17 protein-coding genes are annotated in these 24971 nt (G+C 48.3%); 13 read left to right on the forward strand and 4 right to left on the reverse strand.

The window, feature by feature from the left end; genetic code table 11:
• Nucleotides 1-5: 5 nt before the first annotated feature.
• Nucleotides 6-1988, reverse strand: coding sequence for a squalene--hopene cyclase (shc, locus tag E8L90_RS04310; RefSeq protein ID WP_137028141.1), 1983 nt, complete (start codon nucleotides 1986-1988; stop codon nucleotides 6-8).
• Between shc and E8L90_RS04315 the strand changes: the two genes are divergently transcribed.
• Both E8L90_RS04315 and E8L90_RS04320 read left to right on the forward strand, forming a co-directional pair.
• On the forward strand, nucleotides 1961-3094 hold the full coding sequence (locus E8L90_RS04315) for a DUF2515 domain-containing protein (protein ID WP_137028142.1): 1134 nt from the start codon (nucleotides 1961-1963) through the stop codon (nucleotides 3092-3094). The two genes, shc and E8L90_RS04315, sit on opposite strands and share 28 nt — an antisense overlap.
• A gap of 85 nt (nucleotides 3095-3179) precedes the next feature.
• Nucleotides 3180-5438, forward strand: a complete 2259-nt coding sequence (locus E8L90_RS04320; protein ID WP_137028143.1) for a type IA DNA topoisomerase — start codon at nucleotides 3180-3182, stop codon at nucleotides 5436-5438.
• A 447-nt stretch (nucleotides 5439-5885) separates the two neighbouring features.
• Here the strand turns inward: E8L90_RS04320 and E8L90_RS04325 are convergent, their stop codons facing one another.
• Nucleotides 5886-6443: a GNAT family N-acetyltransferase gene (locus E8L90_RS04325; protein ID WP_137028144.1), complete on the reverse strand. Its 558-nt coding sequence runs from the start codon at nucleotides 6441-6443 to the stop codon at nucleotides 5886-5888.
• 211 nt (nucleotides 6444-6654) lie between these two features.
• Nucleotides 6655-7443, reverse strand: coding sequence for a nucleotidyltransferase domain-containing protein (locus E8L90_RS04330; RefSeq protein WP_137028145.1), 789 nt, complete (start codon nucleotides 7441-7443; stop codon nucleotides 6655-6657).
• Nucleotides 7444-7855: 412 nt separating this feature from the next.
• On the opposite strand from E8L90_RS04330, the gene E8L90_RS04335 reads away from it, so the two are divergent.
• From E8L90_RS04335 to E8L90_RS04350, 4 genes are all read left to right on the forward strand, one after another.
• Nucleotides 7856-8521, forward strand: coding sequence for a PspA/IM30 family protein (locus E8L90_RS04335; RefSeq protein ID WP_137028146.1), 666 nt, complete (start codon nucleotides 7856-7858; stop codon nucleotides 8519-8521).
• Nucleotides 8522-8587: 66 nt separating this feature from the next.
• Nucleotides 8588-8992 (forward strand): DUF350 domain-containing protein, encoded by a 405-nt coding sequence (locus E8L90_RS04340; RefSeq protein WP_137028147.1) that lies wholly within the window; start codon nucleotides 8588-8590, stop codon nucleotides 8990-8992.
• A 25-nt stretch (nucleotides 8993-9017) separates the two neighbouring features.
• A complete protein-coding gene (locus tag E8L90_RS04345) occupies nucleotides 9018-9524 on the forward strand; it encodes a DUF4178 domain-containing protein (protein WP_137028148.1) in 507 nt (168 codons plus the stop codon).
• Between the two features lie 17 nt (nucleotides 9525-9541).
• Nucleotides 9542-10333, forward strand: a complete 792-nt coding sequence (locus E8L90_RS04350; RefSeq protein ID WP_137028149.1) for a DUF4247 domain-containing protein — start codon at nucleotides 9542-9544, stop codon at nucleotides 10331-10333.
• A 75-nt stretch (nucleotides 10334-10408) separates the two neighbouring features.
• Here E8L90_RS04350 and E8L90_RS04355 read toward each other — a convergent pair whose 3' ends face one another.
• Nucleotides 10409-13342, reverse strand: coding sequence for a collagenase (locus E8L90_RS04355; RefSeq protein WP_167497579.1), 2934 nt, complete (start codon nucleotides 13340-13342; stop codon nucleotides 10409-10411).
• Nucleotides 13343-13511: 169 nt separating this feature from the next.
• Between E8L90_RS04355 and E8L90_RS29850 the strand changes: the two genes are divergently transcribed.
• The 7 genes from E8L90_RS29850 (at nucleotide 13512) to E8L90_RS04395 (ending at nucleotide 24947) form a co-directional block, all read left to right on the forward strand.
• Nucleotides 13512-13676, forward strand: a complete 165-nt coding sequence (locus E8L90_RS29850) for a hypothetical protein (protein WP_162309010.1) — start codon at nucleotides 13512-13514, stop codon at nucleotides 13674-13676.
• 3 nt (nucleotides 13677-13679) lie between these two features.
• Nucleotides 13680-14300, forward strand: coding sequence for a DUF4912 domain-containing protein (locus tag E8L90_RS04360; protein ID WP_137028151.1), 621 nt, complete (start codon nucleotides 13680-13682; stop codon nucleotides 14298-14300).
• A gap of 10 nt (nucleotides 14301-14310) precedes the next feature.
• On the forward strand, nucleotides 14311-17130 hold the full coding sequence (locus E8L90_RS04365; protein WP_137028152.1) for a 1,4-alpha-glucan branching protein domain-containing protein: 2820 nt from the start codon (nucleotides 14311-14313) through the stop codon (nucleotides 17128-17130).
• A gap of 49 nt (nucleotides 17131-17179) precedes the next feature.
• Nucleotides 17180-19585 carry a sugar phosphate nucleotidyltransferase gene (locus E8L90_RS04370; protein WP_137028153.1) on the forward strand — a complete coding sequence of 802 codons (2406 nt, stop codon included), beginning with the start codon at nucleotides 17180-17182 and terminating at the stop codon, nucleotides 19583-19585.
• Nucleotides 19586-19603: 18 nt separating this feature from the next.
• A complete protein-coding gene (locus E8L90_RS04375; protein ID WP_137028154.1) occupies nucleotides 19604-21565 on the forward strand; it encodes a glycoside hydrolase family 15 protein in 1962 nt (653 codons plus the stop codon).
• A 19-nt stretch (nucleotides 21566-21584) separates the two neighbouring features.
• Nucleotides 21585-23009: a phosphoglucomutase/phosphomannomutase family protein gene (locus E8L90_RS04380; protein WP_137028155.1), complete on the forward strand. Its 1425-nt coding sequence runs from the start codon at nucleotides 21585-21587 to the stop codon at nucleotides 23007-23009.
• Nucleotides 23010-24305: 1296 nt separating this feature from the next.
• The gene (locus E8L90_RS04395) at nucleotides 24306-24947 is read left to right on the forward strand and encodes a serine/threonine-protein kinase (protein WP_137028157.1); all 642 of its coding nucleotides are present in this window, start codon (nucleotides 24306-24308) and stop codon (nucleotides 24945-24947) included.
• Nucleotides 24948-24971: the final 24 nt, after the last annotated feature.

Below are 24971 nucleotides of genomic sequence, written 5' to 3' on the forward strand. Positions count from 1 at the left end.
TGTTTTTACATGTTCGCATATTTAGCTTGGTAGTGGCTGAGAGCCAGCAACGGCCAAATCCAGCGATAGCTGTGATAAGCAAAGTAAGTGCCGCCAGGACGTCCTCCGCCAGTCGGGTAGCGAGTCGTCCAGTCATTTGCTTGATTGTGAGTGAGCAAATGGTGAATCCCTCGTTGCAGCTCTGCTGTCGGCTTTGGTGACACGGCTATCAGTGCATCGGTTGCCCATGCCGTCTGCGAGGGAGTACTTGCTCCTAGGGGGACGTACGTTTTTTTCTGGTCGCTTTGGCAGGATTCCCCCCAGCCGCCGTCGGGATTCTGGTTGGCAACCAGCCACGCAACCGCTTTTTGGATGGCGGGATCAGTAGGGGAAAAGCCAACCGCCATCAGCCCGGTAATTGCAGCCCATGTACCGTATAGGTAAGCAATCCCCCAACGCCCATACCAGGAGCCGTCTGACTCTTGATGTTTGAGAAGCCAGCGGACTCCTTTTTCTACATGGGGATCAGTCAATGCTCGCCCGGCATCGTTTCCGAGGAATTCTAAGGTTCTGCCTGTCAAATCGGCAGAGGACGGATCTGTACTGACGGTATCGGCTCCTTCGATCGGCAGGTGGCGAATGAAATCAGCATCTGTATTTCGTTCAAAAGCAGGCCAGCCCCCATCGTCGTTTTGCATGGATAAGAGCCATTCGAGACCGCGTTTCCAAGCGGCTGCTGATGTTATATTCGTACGGGCGAGCAGGCGCAGAGAGCGCAGAGCTGCCGTCGTATCATCAATATCCGGGTTCATGGTGTTGTAGTCAGAAAAGCCCCAACCGCCAGGCTTTCCTGTTGGATTGCGGATTTTCCAGTCACCGTACGTATGCTGCTGCTTTTGGAGAAGGTAACGATTTGCTTTTTGAATTGCGGGATGTGTGGTAGAAAGTCCGCTTTTTTGCAGAGAAGAAGCCAAGAGTGCCGTGTCCCAGACGGCTGAGGTAGCTAGCTGCAAGTGTGCGCCGTTTTCATATTCGTAGACACTATTCATAAGCCCCTGCATCGCTTTTTGGATAAGTGGGTCTTTCGGAGAAAACCCCTGAGCGAGCAGCGCAAATATCATGAAAAAGGTAGAGGTCGAATAATTGTACAGAGTACCGTCCGGCTCGATTCGCGCCAGGATGTATTGTTCCAGGCGTCGTAGGGCGAGCTTGTGTAGTTGTCCGGGTAAAAAGGGGAGACGCTGCAAGGAATCGTGGATAGTGGCGAGGAACGATTGCCCCTCTTTGAGGAAATTCTCTAGGAATCGATGTGGATATAGACCACGAGAGATAGGTGTATCTGCGTATAGATCGGACAAGTCTGGCGCATTGTCAGGCTTTTTTACATAGTTGCGATCAGCCACAATCATCATGGGGGCAAGATGGACACGTGCGTACCCGACAAAATCGTAAAAGCTGACAGGGGAGCTCGGGGGAAATAGAGCAATCTCGACGGGAACGAGAAAATGCGAGGGCCACTGGTATTGGCCTGTCAAGGCTGTAGAGAATTTGGTTAGCATGTTCGCTTGTGTCAGCCCACCCTTTTCCAAGATAAACGAACGAGCCAGAGCCATTCTCGGTTCGTTCTTCGTATATTTGCCTGATAGCAGAAGGGCGTAATACGAATCAATCGTCGTAGACAGATGACCTTCATACTCATCTGGATACAGCTTCCATGCTCCATTATCGTGTTGGAGAGACGTGATGTGAGCAGTGAGCTTCTCCATCAAACGCTCATCATGAATACCAAGCGTGCGCAATAGGATGATCATGTGAGAATCTGTCATCGGTGAGCTTTCCAGACAAAAGCGCCAAGTGCCATCCTCTTGTTGGCGCTGTAACAAAAAGGCTTGAATGCGGTTGATTTCTTGCAGGACTTCACGCAACTCATTCACCTCCCGATAAAATACAACGTCTGAGAAAGAGAGGGGGAAGAGCATCGATGGGTTTGTCGTGGTATCAATACGCATCACGTCTGCCACTTGCCATGAATCTGGGGAAAGTCCGTACGGCGACGGCACCTTTGCCAGCACAAGATCAAAAGACGGTAGAGCGGATTAGACAGGAGACGCTCGCCCACAACCGTGACAACATAGACAGAACGCGCGCCTATTTGTCGTTTTTTCGAAAGCATCCACAAATTCATTGGGCGTTATTGGCCCATCTCGTATCGCGCAATGCGGGATGGAGTATGACCGATTTACGGGGAGAATTATTGCCTCATTTGCTTCGAACAAAAGAGCAGCAGGATTATTTTTCGTTTTTGGAGCGGGGAAACTGGCTGATTTTTTACGATGCGTACCCTCAATTGTTACTGTATGAAGAGAGTGTTAGGCGACAGACCAACCTTTTTTATTTATTGCCTCATCTGGGCGTCTCTACTTTCATGCAGGCGATTTGGAATCATTTTTGGAAGAAAACTGACAAAGAGCTGCTCGCCATTGGTTTGATTATCAATGAACAAAACTACTTGGAAGAACAGGTCATGAAAGACCCGGGCTATCATAATACAGTTGTCCGTACCATCCCGTTTGCCTTGCAGGAGCTTTTGCAACTGAATTTGATCTTACTTCCCCACCGGAAAGAGGCTGATGCGCAGGGAGGCTCCTTGCAGCTCGCAGGTGAGCGAGTGTTTCATTTTGCCTCCTTACCAGAGAGAATCAGCCTGGGAAAAAGGCTGTACAGTCTGCTGTTCGGGGGTACGAATAGGCAGGAGGCAGCATACGCTTGGGCAATGGAACAGCCACACACAGGCTCGCGAAAAGATTATTGGCCCCATCTTTTTCACGATGTGAATGATACAGCTCCCGGAGGGTCTTACCAGGTAAAACTCATGAACTGTCAGCTGCGCCAAGGGGCAAAGCGGCTGTTTTCCCCAACGCTGCGTCAAGTTTGGAAGCCTATCCACCATGAGCCGCCAAAGGAGTTAGATTGGTACAAAAACAAAAGCGATGTATGGCGGGCGCTGACTCGACCGGAGAAGACAGCCAATGCAGCAGAGATGAGTGAGGCGTATTGCCAGGCGTTGGCCAAAATCGAATGGGCTGTCGCAGCCAGAACGAGAATACTTGGCTAACTTGTAGTAAAATAGAGAGGAATACAGAACGTAAGACTGATCCTCGACGGGTTGCTTAGAGAGTTTTAGAAGGAGCGATTATCATTTGAAGACACTAATTATTGCGGAGAAACCTGACATGGGACGAAATATTGCCGCCGCAATAGATCCTAAAGCGAAAAATCACCGCACCTATTTAGAAGGTGAAAAATACATTATTACGTGGGCAATCGGGCACTTAATTGAACTGGCGGAACCGGAGGCGTACGACCAAAAATATAAAAAGTGGAACATCAATGATCTTCCTATCATTCCCGAGCCATTTAAGCTAGTGCCCAATCGGAAAACAATCGATCAGCTAAAAATGATCGGGCAGTTGGCCAAACGAAGCAATCTGCTGATTAATGCATGCGATGCCGGGCGGGAAGGTCAACACATCTTTTCGCTCATTCAGCGACATCTAAAATTGAGTCAACCTGTTAAAAGACTGTGGATCTCGGACTTGACCCCTGAAACGATCAGGAAAGGATTTGCGGAGATGAAGGATGCCGCAGCCTATGAAAACTTAACGAGGGCAGCAAAAGCTCGTAGTGAAGCCGATTGGCTAATCGGGATGAATGGCTCACGTGCGTTTACGACCAAACATAACGTGCTCCTATCTGTCGGACGAGTACAGACCCCTGTCCTTGCTCTCATTTATGATCGACAGAAACAGATTGAGGCTTTCTCATCAGTTACGTTTTATCAATTGGAAGGGCAGTTTTCGCAGGGGGAGAGGACGTACAAGGGTATTTGGCAAGGTGATCGCTTAACCGATCCATCTAAAGCAGAAATGTTGGCTCGTAAAGTGAAAGGAAAACAAGGGCGGATCGCATCCTACGAAGTAAAAGATACCAAGGAGTATCCATTCAAGCTGTATGACCTGACATTGCTGCAACGTGAGGCCAATGGCAAGTACGGTTTTTCCGCCAAGAAAACCTTGGATATCGCACAGGCACTCTATGAAAAACACAAGGTGATCTCTTATCCGAGAACGAATTCCAACTATGTGACAGAGCAAAATATTCCCGAAATGCACAACACCCTGTCGTCCTTACAAGGAACTGGATATGACGCTCTGGTAAAGGGTGCAAACCGTAGTTTGGTCCATAAAGGCAACAAATCTATATGTAATCCAGCAAAAGTAGACGACCACCATGCGATCCTGCCGACAAATCGTAAGGCTTCAGGGCTTACGCCAGATGAGCAGAAGTTGTACGATTTGATCGTTCGCCGCTTTCTGTCACAGTTTTATCCGCCAGCGGAATATAAGATGCATACGGTCATAACCAACGTGGAAAATGAATTGTTCAAAACGTCGGTGAAAGAACGCAAAAGTCTCGGGTGGAAGATTATTTATGCCGATCAGCAGAAGGAAAAGCCCAAGAATGGAAAAGGTACGGCCAAAGAAGAAGAGGATAAAGAAGAGATTGAAGTGAACGAGCCTTTTATCATTCAATCCGATGCCAGCGTAGTATGCTCGGATGCTATGGTAAAGGAGAAAGAAACACAGCCGCCCAAGCATTTTACGGAAGGAACGCTTCTAAAGGCGATGGAAAGCGCAGGCAAGCAAATCGAGGACGAGGAACTGCGTGATGCGATGAAAGAATCTGGTCTGGGAACGCCAGCAACTCGTGCCGCTACCATCGAACGACTGAAAAAGGTCGGATACGTTGAGATGCAGGGGAAAAAGGTTCAACTTACGCTAAAAGGCCGTACCGTTATCGAATTGATTAGGGGAGCAGGTATCGAACTTTTAACCTCTCCTGAAATGACGGGGCATTGGGAGCGCCGCTTAAATGAGATCTCCCGAGGAACCGCCGCTGACGGACAATTTATGGAGAATGTGAAGAAATTCGCTACGATGATCGTAGAAAAGGTTCGCGTACAATCTCGCGCTGAGAAGACTTTGTTTGAGAGTGAGAGTACCACGCAGAAAGGATCTTCGAAAACAAGAGGACGAGCTGGCGGGCGAAGTACAGGCAAATCAGGTGGCAGGACTGTCACAACAAAGGCTTCAACTCGAGGCGCAGCAAAGATCACTACTACAACTTCGAGTATCATCACCAAATGTCCACGACCGGGTTGCGGAGGCGCCATTTTCATGGGACGCAAAGGTTACGGATGTTCGAATTACAACGTGGGCTGTAAATTCGTTATATGGAAAGAGAATTACGGGCGTATGCTGACGGATACACAGATTAAAGCCCTCATTGAAAAAGGCAAAACGGGTAAAATGAAGCTTGAGCGTCAGGATGGGACACCATTTCAAGCAAAACTTATTTTGAAAAGTGTAGAATCGGGCGAGCTTACTTTCGAACAGTAATTTTTTGTGACACGTAAATCACCAATTTGTTTATTCAAAATAATGTTCTAGACCGGAGATGTTGATCCTACGCAATTCTTGGATAAAAAAATCTCTAGCCTTAGAAAAATAAGTTATATACTGACCACAATATATAATACAGCGGCAACCTAAGACCTGAAAATAAGTCTTAGGCTGGCCGCTGTTTTTTAAATGTTAGGAAGTCTATTTTCTTTTCGGTTACTCTTCGAAAATACGGAAATGTACCCTTGAATCCACGTTCGCGTAAGCTGGGAATAACGATGTTTTTCAGTGAGTTAAGCATTTTATCTCTTTCTACTGACAACTACAATTACCCCAACTTATTTCTTTGCTCGGTTAGACACTGGATTCGATAATTCGCTGTAGGGACGGTTGTCACCGAAGTTGGGAAGCACTGGCACGAGCGGCTCGCTGTCGGGCATGAGTTCAATCGGACGGTGTGCCCGGGTACCATACGCCGAGCCACTGTTCGGCGCCGTAGTCCTCGAACCGCTCTACCTCGGTGAACCCCAGCTTCGCCGCGACGCGCATCGAGGCCTCGTTGGCGGTCTGGGTGGAGAGCACCACCGGCTCGCCGGGATGCGCGTCGGCGAACCAGGCGAGCACCGCTGCGCATGCCTCGGTGGCGTACCCCCGTCCCCACGCCTGCGGCAGGAACATGTAGCCGAGCCCAGGCTCCCCGCCTTCTGGACGGATGTGACCCTTACGCTCCGGGTCGCGCCGATCGAGCGTGATCATGCCGATCGTTGTTCCGTTGAGCTCGACCACGAAAAAGCCGAAGCGCTGCCCGGGCACCTCGGGCAGCGCGCGCTCGAGCTCGTCACGCGGTCGGGAGCCGCCGACGTAGGTGCCCACCTCTGGTGAGGCGAACAGGTCGATCAGCGCCGCACGGTCCCGGGCCTCGGACTGGCGGAGCACGAGCCGCTCGGTCTTGATCGGGGCAGGTGGCCAGGCGACGGGGTGAACTGTGATCTCATCCGACATAGTGTAATCTCCCTTCTCTATTTAATTCTGTTTGTCCATGTCTGACAACATATATCATTCATGTATTCCTCCTCGAGACCACGTAGTACTTCTACGCAATAAGATCAGTCATTTTCATAAAAATAACCCCCTACCAAGGCTAGTTACTATTAGCTTCACTAGGTTAGGGAGGGGTTGATCCATATTTCGACCCCGTTCGTTGAACAAGTTACTATTGGGATTGTCCTAAATATATACCGTCAAGAAACGCGATTGAGACGCGTTCTGCTTCCTTCCTAGGTACAATTTCAGAACCTTGTCTAAGTCGTTGGTACATCTTGATCGTATTTTTTAGCGCGTGGTAGCAACTTTCAAAGCTGTGGATGGGAATCGTTCCTTTTAGTTCCTCCAGTTCCTTGAGAGCGTATTTCTCGAGCTTTCGAACCCCTCGAGGGGAATGACCGTTGCGGATGAGTACCAACGGCCCTAATACTGCATTGCGCATAAAAGTCAGTGTATCGATTAATTCGAATAATTCGCCTCTCCCTAATTTTGTGGCGCAGTAATGCACCCATACCCAGAAGCGATCTTCAATCCATTGAGATTGAGGGAAAGGTAGAGAGGGGCTTGTTTTACTGAGTATCGTTGCAATACCAGAACCTCTCTCCCAAAGAATCAGTGGGTTCTCGACTCGGGATTCGAGCTCTTCCAGTTGGACAAATTTAAGGTCGACATGAAGAGGGGCTGGACCATATAAACAAATAAGCAATCTCGGTTCCCCGACATGCTCGCCTGTGAATGCAGAAAGTAAATGACCGAGTCTTTCGGCAATTTGGAAGCGTTGTTCCATGATCTCATTTCGAAAAGCATAATTGTAGACGATTATTAAATCCAGATCACTATACTCATCCATTTCTCCGTACATCATAGATCCGCCTGCGAGGAGACCTATAAGTCGTTGATCTTGGCTTACATACTCAATCGCTTGCTCAATGAATCGATCATGTAAAGGTAACTTCATGCCAAGCACTCCTTAAAAAGTGACCCATAAAATGGGTATTATTAGAAAGTAACATTTACAATTAGTGGTAGTCAAGGGGATATAGGTCAATATAGCAACAGATCGCATTATCGGACGGGTACATTGAAAAAGGCAAAACGGGTAGAATGAAGCTTGAGCATCAGGATGGAACACAATTTCAAGCAAAACTTATTTGGAAAAGTGTAGAATTGGGCGAACTTGCTTTCGAATAGGTATTATTGTAGATGCGTTTTTGAAACGAAATACCGGTCGCGCTCTACGAAAAGTAAAGGTGAGCCAAATGAAAAATAAATTGTTGAAACTTACTTGCGTAACCATCGTAAATACATGTATAACGGGGACGGCATATTCAGGCCGAACTACCTAGCACGTACTCAAGGAGGAATAATCCATGTCCATTTTTAAAAGACTGCGTGATTTGACCATGTCCAATTTGTACGCATTGATTGAGAAAGCAGAAGATCCAATCAAAATGACAGACCAGTATTTGCGTGATATGCAAGAAGACTTGAGTGAAGCAGAGAAAGCGGTTGCCGCTCAAATTGCTTTGGAAAAGAAATTCAAGGTGCTGTATGAAGAACAGGAAGCCTTGGTGAAAAAGCGTGATGAGCAAGCTCACATCGCAGCACAAGCGCAGAACATCGATCTGGCTCGTCGGGCTCTGGAAGAAAAGAAAGCCGCCGAGCAAAAAATGAATGAATACAAGGACAGCTACGAGAAAAACAAGCTGGCAGCCGACGGATTGCGCGAGAAGCTGGCTGAAATGAAAAAACAGATTACCGAGCTGAAAAACAAGCGCGAGACATTGGTTGCCCGCGTCAATGCAGCAAAAGCGCAAAAGACGATCAATCAGGCAATGGGTAGCTTCGACTCGAACTCGGCTATGTCTGGCTTAAAACGCATGGAAGAAAAAGCACTGCAAATGGAAGCAGAAGCAGAAGCCAGCGGCGAGATTTACAAAAAACAGAGCTCTTTAGATGATGAAATTGCGAAGCTAAATAAGGATCAAGCCGTTGAGGACGAACTGGCTGCTCTGATGAAAAAATATGAGGGGTAAACCGCTTCAGGCGGTTTCCCTTTTTTTCAGACCTTATACACCTTGACGAAAGTGGAGTGATTCGCTTTGACGTGGAACGAGATACTAGGAATGCTGGTTTGGACAGGAGCTGGCGGCATTTTACTCTTTGTTTTAATGTGGATCGATTCGTTGTTTACGAAATACAAGGACATCACGGAAATCAAAAACGGAAACATCGCGGTTACGACGCGTTTTGTTATGAAGCTGTTTGCGCAAGGATATATCTTATCGCAATCCATTATTACCTCCAACCTATTGTGGACAGCCCTGCTCGTTTCTGTGATCTCATTTATCATTCTGTTCCTTTTGGAGAGAATCGTGGAATGGCTGTTAAAGCAAGTAGCCGGACTGGATCTGGAAAAAGGGACGCAGGAAGGAAAGGTGGCACATGCCATGATGGCTGGTTCATTCCATCTCGTGGGTGCCTTGATTTTGGCTGCATGTCTGTAAGACGTGAAAGGGAAGGGAGTACAGCATGAGTTTGATGAAGCGAATCCAAAACATTTTTGCCAAGCATGAGCCTCCTGCACCGGAGAAGAGCATCCTGACGGTGGGACCGGGTGATGTGGTCGATGTATCGCTCGTTACCTATCAAGTAATCGGGAAGGCGAGCAATGCGAGTCGCAAAGCCACGATGCTTACCTTGCAGGATGGAACGACCATTCGCTACCTGTATATCGAGGAACGGGAGAAGATCGTCTATCATCTGTATAGCGTCATTGATGGACGACTGGATTCAATAGACGAGGTACCGACCACGATTGAGATGGATGACGTCACCTACCATTTGGAGGAGCAATATAATGGCGCCATCCAGACTGTGGGAAAAGCGCCGTTTCACACGTCAGGGGAGCAGTACATTTGGCAATTCCAATCGGATCAACGCCAATTGCTGCGGATCGAGTGGCAGGATGGCCGTTTCATGCTCTATGAGGGAGAAAGTGTTCTGCCAGCGGACGTGCAGGTACTGCGGGGAGCATAGAGAGGAGGGACACGTACATGCCAAATCCATGGATGAAATCAATCAAGCTCCTGCTGATTCCGGCGTTGTTCCTCCTTACGCTAGCGGGTTGTGGCAGTCCTGCGGTTGGCGAGACATATCCGCTTGAATCTGTCTCTACCAAGGACAATGGACAGACGTCACGCATCTATCGTGCGGTAGACAAGACCGTACCGGAAGTAGCCTCGGAGCTGGCGGAGCAGAATACGCCAGATGAAATCTCCAAAGAAGATCCGCAGCATATGTTCCTCATTTATCCGGACGAGGTCTACCATTTGCAGCAAGACGCTGCCAAGCCGACGGATACGTTGATCGAGGTTGACAGTAAAGAGTACGTCCGGCAAAATTACGATTCTTCGTTTTTGCAGGGATATATTGTAGCCAGCGTACTGGATGATTTGTTCGACGGACTTAAGAAAAGTACAAAGGGTAGCTATCGTGGCTACTCTAGCAAGGACATATACAAGCCTTCCGGTACGTATCACGTGCCTACAATCGAGGACAAAAAACTAGCGCCGCCGATTACCAAAGAAGGTACGGGTAGTATTTTCAAACGGGGTAATGCGAAGAACGCGGATGGTACGGTAGGTTCTGACGGCAGCCTTTTCAAGAAGAAGGCGGATTCATCTTCTAGCGGTAGTTCAGGCAAAATTATTCGTTCTTCCAGCAGTCAATCGTCGAATTCGAGTGACTCTTTCTCATCCAAACGTTCGAGCTTTTCCCCGCCGAAAAGTAAATCGCCCCCACGAACGAAGGTTGGGGGTTCTGGGCGGATTACAAAACGCCGATAACTGTAAAAACAAGAGAGAAACGAACACCCCCAAACGATTTTGATAGCTCGTTTGGGGGTGTTTTTGTTTTGCTGATTAACGCGGCTTGGTCTCTACCGTATACACAATATCTTCATTTTGATATTTGTACACATACAAGAAGTATCGGCCTGGCTTTACTTGATAATGGGCACTTTGCAGATTTCCCTCCCGCTCTTGCGGGTACGTGACAGGCTGATCCAGATTTCCCTCATGGAATAGCATCCAAGTCACACCTTGTCCCTCTTGAGGGTTTAAAGAAATATGTATTTCTTCTGGTTTATCTACTTGGAAGGCAAAGATATCTTGCCAATCGTTTTCTTTCATGTCCCCTGAGACAGTCGTGCCAATCTTTAATGGACCATTTGCTTGCTCGGTAGAATCATTGCTCTCGTTTTCTTGATAGAGCTGCTCTTGTGGGCGATCTTCCCCCGTAACCAATAAGCGAAACGGTTGGTCCTCTTGTTCTGTACGATACGTATAAGCAGTCACATAGTAAGTCCCTGGTTTCGCATCGAATGATCCGATCAGCTTGTTGCCTTCACGCTTGGTGGGATAGGAGATATAGTTCTCTCTATCTGACTCGTGGAATACAAGCCATGCCACGCCATCTCCTTGCTTCGTTTCCATCTCTACTTGAAGCTGTTGGGTTGATTTCACATCGAGACGGAACTCCTGACTCGGTTTTTGTGGATGAATGATACCAGTGATCGGCTTGCCTAATGAGAGGGAAGATTCTTCAGGATCTGGAACTGGCTTTGGCTTTGGCTGTTCCGTTTCAGAGCCATCTTCTTGAGCCAGCTTCCCGTGGAACACGACATCATAAGCGAAGCGTCCATCTTTTGTCGTACGATAATTGGTGAAGTAGCTCGTAACCGTATCATAGCCATTCCAGGAAAGATCGGATAACTCCTTGAGAAATCCATCTGTGAGGCGGTTCATTTCTTGCCAATCCTGATATTCCTCGTGGGAAGCTCCACCCGTATAGACCCCACGCAAGGTGAAGCTGCGGAAATCTCCCGAGTCTTTTTCATCTGTTTTTACATCGCTCAGAGAAGCAACCTTTGCGATTTGACGATAAACCTCTTCTTTGCTCGTCACGTCCACTTTTTGTAAGTAATCATCTGAAACGAGAGGAACATCCAGCTTTTCATACTGGTCGATCAAATCTTCTAATGTTTCTTGATAGTCACGTTCAAGAGCGCGGTCACGGCTGAATTTTTCGATCAAGTCATCATAAGCAGATACATCATTGGAACGGATCGTATCATTAATTTTATCCAGACGAGCAAAATCATTCTTGAACAGATGGTACTGAAGAGCGAAGGAGTAGTCATAGAATGCCAGGGTTCCGTATTTGGCATGCATCATATCGGCCGCAGTGTAATCGAGATAAGGCGCTGCATTTCGAATATTGCCTACAACTGACTGGCGAGGCTTGATTCCTTCTGTTCGGGTAGCACCTGCGAAAAACTCAGCTCCGCCTTCTTCATACCAAGGCAAGCGGCTGTTTTCATAAATCTTTCCCTGTCCCCACATGCCCGGTACTTCATACCTGCCTTGCAAAAAGTGGACGAATTCATGACGGAACAGCTCTTCCAGACTGTAGATGCTTTGTTCTTTTGTCCGATCGTAGGTGAAGAAAGTACCGGTACCCTCAATGTAAATACCACCGTTGTCTGTGTCGTATCCGTACAAGAAGCGATTCATTTTATATTCATCAGGCGTATTGTAGATGACAATGGTCAGCACATCATCCGGATTGCCGCTCTCCAACTCCTTATCATTACCGATGACACGATGGAATTGTGCCTTTACTTCTTTGGATGCCCAATACAAGCGTTCAACCTGTTCTTCTGTTAGCTTATCTCCCGTTTTGAACACAACCGCTCCGTCATCAAAAGTAAATTGCTGCGGAAGATAATGCTTTTTGCCCTCTTTTACCATTTCCTCGAGGTCGATTTTTTTGCCATTGGCATCCTCGCCATATGCTTCCGCGATTTGTTGCGCCGCAGTGAAGTACGGCTCGCTCCACTTTTTATAGGTTTTCATTGCTTTCGTCAATATGTCATTGGCTTTGTCAGGATCACTGTAGTAGCTTCCTAATTTCCCTGTATAATACAGAGCATTGTTCGTCAACCATACGTGATCAGCGGAAGTGTCACCGTTTTCCGCCATGTCAAAAATGGGGGCGAGAAATGCGTCGATGCTGCCTTTTAGCTCATCTCTTCCTGAATCATCTACTCCCCAAATCAGAACATAACCAATACCTTGAAGGACGCTGTAAAAGGCCTCGCTTGCTTCGCGATCATCTGACCATTTATCCCGATTGTCATTAAAGTCTTCCATTACTTTTGAGAGAATGCCGATTGTCTCTGAATCAACAGTCGTGTTGCTAATTAATTTTCCCGTAGAACTAATGATTTCATTTTGAGTCTTTGTACCTAATGTGAAATTTTGATTGGAAGTAATGGCTTGAAGTGCTGGAATAATCTTTTGCTTATACTTTGGCTCCATCAAATACTTTAATTCTTTATGGTAGTACCCCAAGTAATACCCCGAACGCAAAACCTCTACATAGGTATGGATACCCTGCTCGTCATCCTTGGTGAAGTTTTTGCCACTCTCTTGCAGGGCATCGATGATGGCTTGAACCCGCTCCTGATCCTCATAAAATTCCTGGGTGTCGTCGTTGTAAGTAAACAGCTCAGGGATTTGCGTCCAACTGATTTCCTTCAACAATTCAACAAGCTCTGAATTGTCCAATGTTTTCAGATGCGAGATGCTGTATTTCTCCTGTTTGGCTGCTTGGCGTAGCTGACTCTTCGACATCTTTTCTTGAACGGGTGTATGACCAATTTGCGAATCACTGGGCTCTTGGGATGGGCTTGGCAGCGTGTTTTTGGCTTGAGCTGCTAGTGGCAAGCCTGTCGATATCGTTGAAATTGCAATTGACCCTGCTGTTACCATGCTAATCCATGAACGATTCATTTCTTTCGTTGACTCCTTTTTCATTCTTTTTGGAAGTGGAAGTGAATATTTTATAGTATCGGTATCAAACATGAAAATACTTACAAATAAAACAAAAGGTAGCGGAATATAGCTCTTTCTTCCTGTTTGGAGAAAAGAAAAGAATGTCTAGAGAAGTAGCTTTGTAAGAATGAAAGAAGAGCGACTTTTGTTTGCCTATGACGAAAACATGATTGGTGATCGACAAAAGAAGAAGGGATGTGCATCCAGCATTCGACAGTCTTTGTTAGGAGCATTGGCTATGATTGACAGTGGGAAAGCACAGATAGGCGAAGTTGGCGGAGGAGAGTGCTAGAAGATGCTGGATAAGATTCTCGAACTGCGTTCACGATCCATTTCCATTGCACAAATTGCCAAAGAATGTGGCTTAACGATCGGTCAAGTTAAGTATCGCCTGCAAAAAGACCGTACGAAGCCAGTGACATCACCTCCCGCAAGAACGGAATTGGAATGGCAATTGCCTGCGTTTTATGGTCGGGATCTTGTCAAAGTCATGGCACAAGAACCGACCGTGTTATTCGTCTATTGGGAAATCACTTGGCCGCGTATGAGAATGGTCGCATCGTACCTGCAAGCCGATTATCGTCACATCCAGAAGGGCTTGCGTCTATATGATGTTACCGAACGGTTATTTGATGGAAAAAATGCGCACTCCGTCCGAGATGTGTTCGTACATGAAGAGGCTCATTCCTGGTACGTGAAAGATGTAGAGCCAGGACGTACATACATGGTTGATTTTGGTTTATATGAGCACAATCGGTTTTGTCCGATTTTACGCTCGGAAACAGTGATTACCCCGCGAAATTCAAAAGCGAACTGGGGGGAAGCGTTCATTGATCCCGTCCATGATCCAGCTACACCTTCCTGGTTTGAAAACTTTTCCTCCTACTCGTTGTATACCAAAACATCAAATAAGTGAGGTGTCATTTGTGCACAAAGGTTATCTCTCCCTCGTGTTGCATGCCCATCTGCCTTATGTCCGTCACGGGGATCGGGACGATCGCCTGGAAGAGCGCTGGGTGTATGAAGCCATGCTGGAATGCTATCTTCCCTTGCTCATGGTTTTCGACAAGCTCCTCTCAGACGGCATTGCTTTTCGCATGACCCTTGCTATTTCTCCGACATTACTTTCCATGCTTGATGATGATCTGATCGTGACACGCTTTCGTACACATCTAGCAAAGACCGTTGAATTGGCTGGGAAGGAAGTCAAACGAACCGCATCTATCCCCCAAGAACACCGTATCGCCAAAATGTACGTGGAGCGTTTTCGAGGCATCATTGCCTATTGCCGAAAGTGGGATTTTCAACTGATCAAGGCATTTCGGCATATCGCGGATAGCGAATGCCTCGAACTCATCACTTGCGCAGCCACGCACTCCTTTTTGCCCTATGTGGAAACAGAAGAGGCGATTCGGGCACAGCTTCAGGTGGGCATCGATACACATGAGCGGATTCTTGGAAGACGTCCGAAGGGGATTTGGCTGCCAGAGTGCGGGTATACACCAGGACTGGATCGTTTGCTAAAAGAGGCAGGACTTCGTTATTTCTTTGTAGACAGTCACACGATAGAGCATGCAACGCCATTACCTCGCAGAGGGGTGCTGGCTCCCTTGTTCACACCGCATGATGTGGCTGCCTTTGCCCGAGATGAAGTTGCTTCCCGCCAAGTGTGGAGCTCGATCGATGGTTATCCAGGGGACTATGACTACCGTGAATATTACAGGGATATCGGGTTTGACAGAGAGATGAGCTATATCGAGCCGTACATCCATCCTGACGGCATTCGTGTGCATACGGGTTTGAAATACTATCGGATCACTGGAAAAGAAGGGGATAAAGACTGGTATGAGCCAAGCTGGGCGCGCGAAAAAGCAGCGTCACATGCGGGACATTTCTTGTATCACCGAGAGCGTCAAGTGGAGGAAGCCAGTCACTGGATGGATCGCAAGCCATTGGTCGTCGCTACTTATGATGCGGAGCTGTTTGGTCATTGGTGGTTCGAGGGTCCGCAGTTTTTGGATTTTCTTATGCGCAAAACGGTGTGCGATTCAAAAGAAGTGAAATTAATGACACCATCTGAATATTTGGAGGAGTATCCAGAGCAGGATCGCGGTCACTTGCCGATGTCAACGTGGGGGAGAAATGGCTACGGAGAAGTCTGGCTGAACGAGAACAATGGCTGGATATACAGGCATCTGCATCAAGCGGAGCGGGAATTGATCACAGCGATTACGACCTATTCTGAAAAGAAAGGAGATCACCTTGCCTTACGCTGCCTCAAGCAGGCCGCACGCGAATTGATGCTGGCTCAAAGCAGTGATTGGGCGTTTATTTTAGATGGTCAAACGGTCACACAGTATGCGGTGCAACGCATTCATGACCATTTGGTTCGCATGCGGGCTCTCTTGGCGATGTATCGAGAGGAACAACTGGATGAAGAGGCAATTACGCAAGCAGAAGCTGACTTTCCGATCTTTCCTGACTTGGATATCACGTTCTATTTGCCTAAACAAACGCATAGAGTGAACGTATCGCGTCAATTGGTAGCGGCTACGCAAGGGCAGTCTTCGACAAAAACAGTTTTGATGCTTGCATGGGAATTTCCCCCTCATGTGGTAGGGGGGCTTGGTCGGGCTGTCTACGATCTCGCCAGGCATCTTGTCCAGCAAGGAATAGCGGTGCATGTGCTGACACGTGCGACAGATTCATGCTCCGTAGATGAAACGATGGAAGGGGTTCACGTACACCGTTTGCCTACGTACATTCCCTCTGAACAAGCTGATTTTCTGGCTTGGGTGTTTCAACTGAATTTGGCGATGGTCGATGCTACTTCCCAGCTCTGGTCACTCGGGGTGCGACCAGATATGATCCACGCTCACGATTGGCTAGTCAGCTGGGCTGCGATCGAACTGAAACGGAGGTACTCTCTACCGCTCGTCAGCACGATTCATGCATTGGAACATGGTCGGAATCAAGGCATTCATACAGCGTTGCAGCAAAGAATTCATGAGTGTGAACGTACACTAACACAAAGCTCTGACGCGATGATCGTTTGCAGCAAGTATATGGAGTCGGAAGTCATACGCCTGTTTGGAACAACAACATCCCAATTACGTGTTATTCACAATGGTGTCGATCTCATTCCTCTACCAGATGTTAATCGTGAGCAGCTTCGGCAGGAATTGGCGATAGGGGATGGTCCTATTCTCTTTTTTGTAGGCCGCTTGGTCCAGGAAAAAGGGGTTCACCTATTGTTCGAAGCCATGGCAAAGCTGCGTGCTGAGTTTCCGCATGCAAGGTTGCTTGTAGCTGGCAGAGGACCGATGCAGGATGAGTGGAAGCAGTTGGTTCATCAGATGGGACTTTCTGAACAGGTCCACTTCGTGGGCTTCGTAGACGATAGAAGGCGAAATGAACTGTTCGCCTTGGCTGATGTGGCGGTATTCCCGAGCCTGTATGAGCCTTTTGGAATTGTTGCGCTGGAAGCGATGGCTTTGGGTACGCCTGTTCTGGTTGCGGATACGGGAGGGCTGCGAGAGCTCGTTCGCCATGGCGAAAATGGCGCCATGATGTACACAGGCGATCCCGAATCGCTGACGAATCAGCTCCGCTGGCTACTGCGCGACCCTGATCAGCGGAATCGACTGGCCCAGACAGCTATGCAAGATGTTAAAGCGCTTTATAACTGGACACTTCTGGCTAGTCAAACCATCGATCTATACCGTTCACTGGGCGTACCCGCTTAAAATCGGCATGACAACATAGAATGCAACGATGAAGGAGGAAGAAAAGAAGATGAAGGCAGTCATCATGGCTGGGGGAAAAGGTACACGACTACGTCCGTTAACATGCCACACGCCAAAACCAATGGTGCCACTCTTAAACCGGCCTTGCATGGAGTACACGATTGAGCTATTGAAAAAGCATGGGATTACAGAGATAGCAGTGACACTCCAGTATCTGCCTGATGTTATCCGCGATACGTTTGGTGATGGAACTCGCTACGGTGTTTCGCTCGTCTATTTCGAAGAAACGATTCCGTTGGGCACGGCAGGCAGTGTGAAAAACTGCGCCGATTTTCTCAATGAGCGTTTTGTTGTAATCAGTGGAGATACGTTGACAGACATCGATTTGTCGGCAGCCATACGTTTCCATGAGCAAAATAACGCACTGGCTACGTTGATTTTGACGCGCGTGGAAACACCGCTGGAATTCGGAGTTGTCATGACAGATGAGGGCGGACGCATTACCCGTTTTTTAGAAAAACCGAGCTGGGCGGAGGTTTTTAGCGATACGGTGAATACCGGGATATACGTCTGCGAGCCCGAGGTCTTGTCTTATATAGAAGAAGAGCGGGAAGTGGATTTCAGCAAGGAAATTTTCCCGTCCTTTTTACAAGCAGCAAAGCCTCTATACGGATATGAGGCAAACGGTTATTGGTCTGATATTGGCTCTTTGGAGGTTTACCAGCAAGCCCAGTTTGATTTGCTGGATGGACGCGTACATCTTGAAATAAAAGCACAGGAAATCGCACCGCGCATTTTCTTGGAAAATGATGTTCGCATCGATTCATCAGTCCGTTTGGAAGGCCCTGTCTATATCGGTGAAAATGTACACTTGCAAGCTGGAGTTGCCGTAGGTGCTTATTCCATTCTGGGGAAAAATACGATGATTTCGTCTGGTACGAAGCTGTCCCGGGCGATCATTTGGGAAAATAGTGTCATTGGGAAAAAGACAGAGATCACAGGAACGACCCTCTGCCGCAACACTAGAATTGCAGATTGCGTACAACTCGGGGAAGGGGCGGTCATTGGAGACCAGTGCTTGATAGGGGCGAAGTCAGTGGTAAAGGCAGGGATCAAAATTTGGCCGGATAAGGAAGTCGGGGAAAATGCGATTGTCACCACCTCGCTCATCTACGGTGCCAAGCAAACCAAAAATTTGTTTGGGACGCATGGAATCAAGGGTATTGGCAACGTTGATATTACGCCCGAATTCGTTACAAGACTTGCTGCTGCGTATGCATATTTATTACAAGCAGGGGATAAAATTGCTCTTTCGGCATGCTCACACCCATTTGCTCAGCTATTGAAGCATAGCATCATGACTAGCTTGTGCTCTTCCGGAATTGATACCGTCGATCTCGGGATTGGGAATTCGCCCTTGATTCGATACGGAGTGCGCACGCTGGATTGCAAAGGCGGCATTCATATTTATATGGCAGAGCCTGTGGATGATAAAGAGTTTGTTATCCAATTCATCGATCATGCGTGCTTGCCGATTTCTCGTGATATGGAGCGCAAAATTGAGAATGCTTACTGGCAAGAGACGTATGTTCGCAACCTGAATCGGTTGGGAGCACTACAAGTCGAGCATCAGGTACAAGAGGCTTATCTTCACGCTTTGGTCCAACAGTTGAATGTATCGTCCATCCAGCGTCAGCGCTTCCACCTGTTGATCGATTGTGAACAGCGTTTTTTCCCGAGTTTTCTTGCGCCTCTTTTGCATGCACTGGGAGTTACTGCCGATTACAGCTCCATACAAGAAGGTATTCGTAAAAAGGGAGCGGATTTAGGCGTTCGTCTCGATAAAAATGGCGAGCAATTTACCTTGTTTACCGAGCATGGAGAGAAGCTAGGAAACGAGCAGATCACGGCTCTGCAACTGCTGGCTTGCAGTGGTCAACACCGGCGCATTGGTCTTCCTGTGAGTGCACCGATTGAATTGGAGCATATGGCCCAGCTATTGCAAATGGAGGTTGTACGCACCAAGGTCTCACCGCGCTCCATGATGGAGGTATCGAGCGAACAGCGTTTTCATCCGATGTTTGACGCCGTGTACAGCCTCATGAGAATTCTTTCGTATCTCGCTTCTGAGGAAAAACCGCTCAGCGTTTTATTGGAGCTGCTGCCAGCGTGCCATATGGAGAAAAAGACTGTCTTTTGCCCATGGGCAGCAAAAGGGAAGGTCATGCGCAGAGTGATGGAAGAAAACAAAGGCAAGCTGGTGGAGCTCGTCGATGGAATCAAGGTATACGATTCGAACGGCTGGGTGCTGATTTTACCCGATTCAGAGGATTCGCACGTAAAGGTGATTTCGCAAGGGGCGACGGCAGAGACCGCAGCTACGCTTGCTTCTTCCTACGCGAGGCGAATTGCCGAATATCAGTTTCACGAAAAGAGAGAGATCGACAGCCTATAACGAAAAGGACGTGAAGGCATGCCGAGACCGCTCGTCGTCGGGAACGGAAAACTGCTGATTAATTTTGATGACAAGCTGCACATGCGAGATCTCTATTTTCCGTATGTCGGCCAACTGAATCATGTCGGGGGACATTTTAGCAAGCTGGGGCTTTGGGTGCAAGGTCGCTTTTCATGGCTGGATGAAGACGGCTGGACGCGAAAGCTCGGATACGGACAGGAGTCTTTGGTGACAGATGTTCATGCCCATCATGAACATCTGGGCATCTCCCTGCAAATCGCAGATGGGGTACATCAGCGTGACCCGATTTATTTGAAAAAGGTGTCAGTCCGAAATCTTGCGAGCGAGGTGCGGGAGGTCAGGCTGTTTTTTCATCACGATTTCAGCCTGAATGAGACGGAGGTAGGGGATACCGCTGTTTTTGACCCCATCCTGCGCACCATTTATCACTACAAGCGCAATGTGTACATCATGGCGAATGGAAAAACGGATACGGGTGGGATCAATCAATATAGCGTCGGGATCAAGCGGTTCAACTACGCGGAGGGGACCTGGAGGGACGCGGAGGATGGTCTTTTGTCCGGCAATCCGATCGCACAAGGCTCCGTAGATAGTACGATCTCTTTTTCCCTCATACTGCAACCCCAAGAAGAGAAGGCGCTCTTTTACTGGATGTGCATTGGTGAATCGTATGAGGATGTCAAAGGATTGAACCAGTATGTACTGGAAAGTGATCCGGAACATTTGCTCAGTCGGGTCGCGGTGTATTGGCAGCGTTGGGTCAATAAGGAAGAGCGGGACTTTGCTGATCTTCCGGCAGAGGTTGTCAATCTGTACAAGACCAGCTTGCTTCTCGTGCGCACGCAAATCGATCAAGACGGAGCGATTCTCGCTGCGAATGACTCGGATATTCTTCAATTCAATCGCGACCATTACAGCTACATGTGGCCAAGAGACGGGGCGTTGATTGCGAGTGCGATGGCGAAAGCGGGCTACACGGGAGTGATCGCACCCTTTTTCCGATTTTGCGCGGATGCATTGAACAAGGAAGGGTATTTGCTGCACAAGTACAATCCGGATGGGTCTGTCGGCTCCAGTTGGCATCCCTATATCGTTGACGGAGAAATTCAGCTCCCGATTCAGGAGGATGAGACGGCGCTTGTGCTGTACGCGCTCTGGGAGCAATACAAGAGCGGCAAGCAAATTGAAGACTGTCAAGCGCTCTATCCCACGCTGGTTCGTCCAGCGGCTCGCTTTTTGCTGGAGTATGTCCATCCAGAGCTGCAACTCCCAAATCCGAGCTACGACTTATGGGAAGAGCGACGGGGAATTTTTACGTTTACCAGTGCTACGGTTTTCGCAGGCTTGATGGCTGCGGCTCGTTTTGCCCAGTTGTTCGGGGATGAACGGCGCTACAAACGCTATACAGAAGGGGCAGAGCGCATTCGCGGGGCAATGGAAAAACATCTGTACGACCATGAAATCGGGCGTTTTCTGCGTGGGATTTATGTTAGAGCAGATGGGAGTGTCGAAAAGGATTTCACGGTGGAGAGCAGCTTGTTCGTCTTGTTTGCGCTTGATGTGTTTTCCGTAGATGATCCGAGAGTTGAGCGGACAATGGATGCTGTCAAAAAGAGTTTGCGGGTAGACACGGCGATTGGTGGAATTGCTCGCTATCAAGGGGATTACTATTTCAAAAAATCACATGACACGGTGAAGGTACCAGGAAATCCATGGATCATTTGCACCTTATGGGTGGCTGATTGGGAAATTGCCAAGGCAAAATCGCTCGATGAACTCCAAGAGCCAAAGAACAGACTGACCTGGGTCGTACGGCATGCCCTACAAAGCGGTGTGCTATCCGAACAGCTCGATCCGTATACAGGTGCTCCCGTATCCGTTGCACCCCTGACGTGGTCGCATGCTACTTATGTGGCCACTGTTTTGCGATATTTGGAGAAGGTGAATGAGCTGCGGTAACGAGGGGAGAGATGAGGGGATGACAACGATCCGTTTCGGTACGGACGGTTGGCGCGACATAATCGCAGATGGCTTTACTGTCGAGAATGTCCGTATTGTCGCACAAGCCATCGCCAGCTATACCAAAGAAATCGGTCAACAGGAGCAGCCTGTTTTGGTCGGGCACGACACGCGGTTTCTGGGGAGACGCTTTGCAAAGGAGGTTGCAGCTGTCCTGACCGCAAATGACATTCGTACCTATTTGGTGAACGAGGCAGCGCCAACGCCTGCCGTAGCCTTTGGAGTGAAGCATTTTGCAGCGAGTGGCGCAATCATGATCACGGCCAGTCACAATCCACCCGAATATAACGGAATCAAATACATTCCGGATTACGCTGGACCAGCAACGCCTGCGATCACGCAAAGATTGGAAGAGTGGATCACCGAAACCTGCCAGACCAAATCGGTGCATACGATTACCCTCGCGGAAGCAAAGGCCCGCAAGCTGCTACAAGTCATTGTGCTGCGTCCTCATTACGAGGCGCATCTGAGACGGATGATAAACATGGATGTTTTGAAAAACTCTTCCTTATCGGTTGTTGTCGATGCCATGCATGGTGCCGGTATGGGCTACGTGAGCGGTTTTTTGTCAGAGGCGGGGGTGACAAACGTCGGAATCCGAGAAGTCCCGGATGCGGCTTTTGGTGGAGATTTGCCTGAGCCAAACGATAAGCATTTGCATTTGCTAAAAAAAGAAGTTGTAGAACGCCAAGCATCTCTAGGTCTAGCCAATGACGGGGATGCGGATCGCTTCGGAGTCGTCGACCGCTTCGGACAATATATCACGCCAAATGAAGCACTCGTCCTGCTGACCTATCATTTGCGAAAAAATCGTGGCTTTACCGGACGGATTGTCAGGACAGTAGCAACCACGCATCTACTAGATCGGATGGCTACGCATTATGGTCTTGAGCTGGTGGAGACGCCGGTCGGTTTCAAATACGTCGGTGAGGAAATGCGCAAAGGCGACGTGCTCATTGGTGGAGAGGAAAGTGGCGGTGCCAGCATTCTCGGTCACATCCCAGAGAAGGACGGCGTACTCATCAATTTGTTGCTCGCGGAGATGTGCGCGTATGAAAACAAAGGAATCGATCAAATACTGAGAGACGTATACGAACAGTTCGGCGAGCTGTTCCATACGCGGCTTGATATAAAATTGCCGGAAAAGGATCAATGGGTACAGCAAATGATCGCTACGCCACCTGCACTTATAGGTCCTTATCAGGTTTTAGAGATTCAACGAGTGGATGGGGTCAAGCTATTGCTCGAGGAGGGTCATTGGGTCTTGATCCGTCCTTCTGGCACGGAACCTTTGGTGCGTATTTATTGTGAAGCAACGAATGCGACAGCCTTGCAGAAGCTGCAAGATGCGATTCACGAATGGTTTTTGGAGATTAATGTGTAAACTCAGAAGGAAGAGCCTGCATGAATGTGCCAGGTTCTTCTTTTTTTCGTGGGGTCCTTTAATGCGGCTGCGGAGAAGAGAAGAATATTTCCAGTCTAGGCTCCAGGCTCCGTCCCGCTGTGGGCTAGACTGTCCGCTCCGAAGGGATTCGCGGGGAAACGCAAAAGTGGTAGCCGCTTCGTCGTACAGGCACGGTTGCGTTTCTTTTGCCCGCGAATCCCTTCTCCGCTCGGCAGGACTCCACAAGTCGCTACGTCTGGAAATATTCTTCTCTGTCGTAACTGATGATATTTCTTCATTCTTTCAAAGCTTTAAAAAGCGGGGGAAACTCGTAAAGCTCGTAGAGGAAACAGGAGAAATAAGCGAAGATCTTAGGGACACCGACCGAGGCGCAATGAAAAAAGAGAAACAAGCTTTTAGCGTCCACCTCTGAGATGCCTCCTGAAAGGACGACTTTGGACGCGGGTTTCGCTTTTTTTCATGAAGCCGGGCAGTCAATCCCACAGGCGGTGGCCCTAGAATCTGAGCGTTTTCTCCTGTTTCCTCCCAGCCACAACAGTTGCTTGAAGATCCGTCTATGCGGCTGCGGAGAAGAGAAGAATATTTCCAGTCTAGGCTCCAGGCTCCGTCCCGCTGTGGGCTAGACTGTCCGCTCCGAAGGGATTCGCGGGGAAACGCAAAAGTGGTAGCCGCTTCGTCGTACAGGCACGGTTGCGTTTCTTTTGCCCGCGAATCCCTTCTCCGCTCGGCAGGACTCCACAAGTCGCTACGTCTGGAAATATTCTTCTCTGTCGTAACTGATGATATTTCTTCATTCTTTCAAAGCTTTAAAAAGCGGGGGAAACTCGTAAAGCTCGTAGAGGAAACAGGAGAAATAAGCGAAGATCTTAGGGACACCGACCGAGGCGCAATGAAAAAAGAGAAACAAGCTTTTAGCGTCCACCTCTGAGATGCCTCCTGAAAGGACGACTTTGGACGCGGGTTTCGCTTTTTTTCATGGAGCCGGGCAGTCAATCCCACAGGGGGTGGCCCTAGAATCTGAGCGTTTTCTCCTGTTTCCTCCCCACCACAACAGCAACGTACAAGACCCCCATTTACCAAATCAAAAAAATGAGGTATTCTTGTCCATATGCAATCCTTTCATTGGAATTGGACAGGACTACCTGGCCTCACCAGTGCAAAGGATTTTTTGCCCCTTATGTAGGAAGTGTCTGAATGATCGTAGTAGATGAACCTTCATCAATTTTGTTTTAACGTAATTCGAAGTCGGTAACTGATGAGAGATGATGAGAAACGATGCGGATCGATCAGCATATATTGCAAGCTTTTTTACAGGAAGTTCAAGTGGAGAGTCTGTCGCCAGATGATCCAGTCGTCGTACACCACACGCCATACCCGTGGGAGCTGGTCGGTACCGGCAATTATGCTGCCGTATTTGCCCACCCGGACTATCCGAAGGTAGTGATCAAGCTGTACGCACCTGGAAGACCAGGGGCCGAACAGGAAATCGAAGTCTACCGCAAGCTAGGGGAGACTCGTTCCTTCCCCGTCTGTTATGATTATGGAGAAGGATACTTGGTCATTACGCGGATGAACGGCATCCCCCTGTTTGACTGTGTCCGCTTTGGTATTCCGATTCCTCCGCAGGTGATTGAAGACGTGGAGGAAGCGCTAGAAGAGGCCCGCAGGAAGGGTTTGTTTCCGCATGATGTCCACGGGAAAAACGTATTAATGGATCAGGGACGAGGTTATCTGATTGACGTATCGGATTACTATGTCAATGATACAGATACGAAATGGCGTGATTTACGAAAGGCGTATTACAAGGTGTATCTGCCATTTATCAAGGATCGTGGATGGAAAATTCCATTGTGGATGCTGGAAGCCGTACGCAAAGGCTATCGATTATGCAAAAAAGGAAAGCGCTTGTTCACGTAGGCTGTCTCTGGTAAAATGATCATT

Source organism: Brevibacillus antibioticus, assembly GCF_005217615.1.
In the GTDB taxonomy this organism is placed as follows: domain Bacteria; phylum Bacillota; class Bacilli; order Brevibacillales; family Brevibacillaceae; genus Brevibacillus; species Brevibacillus antibioticus.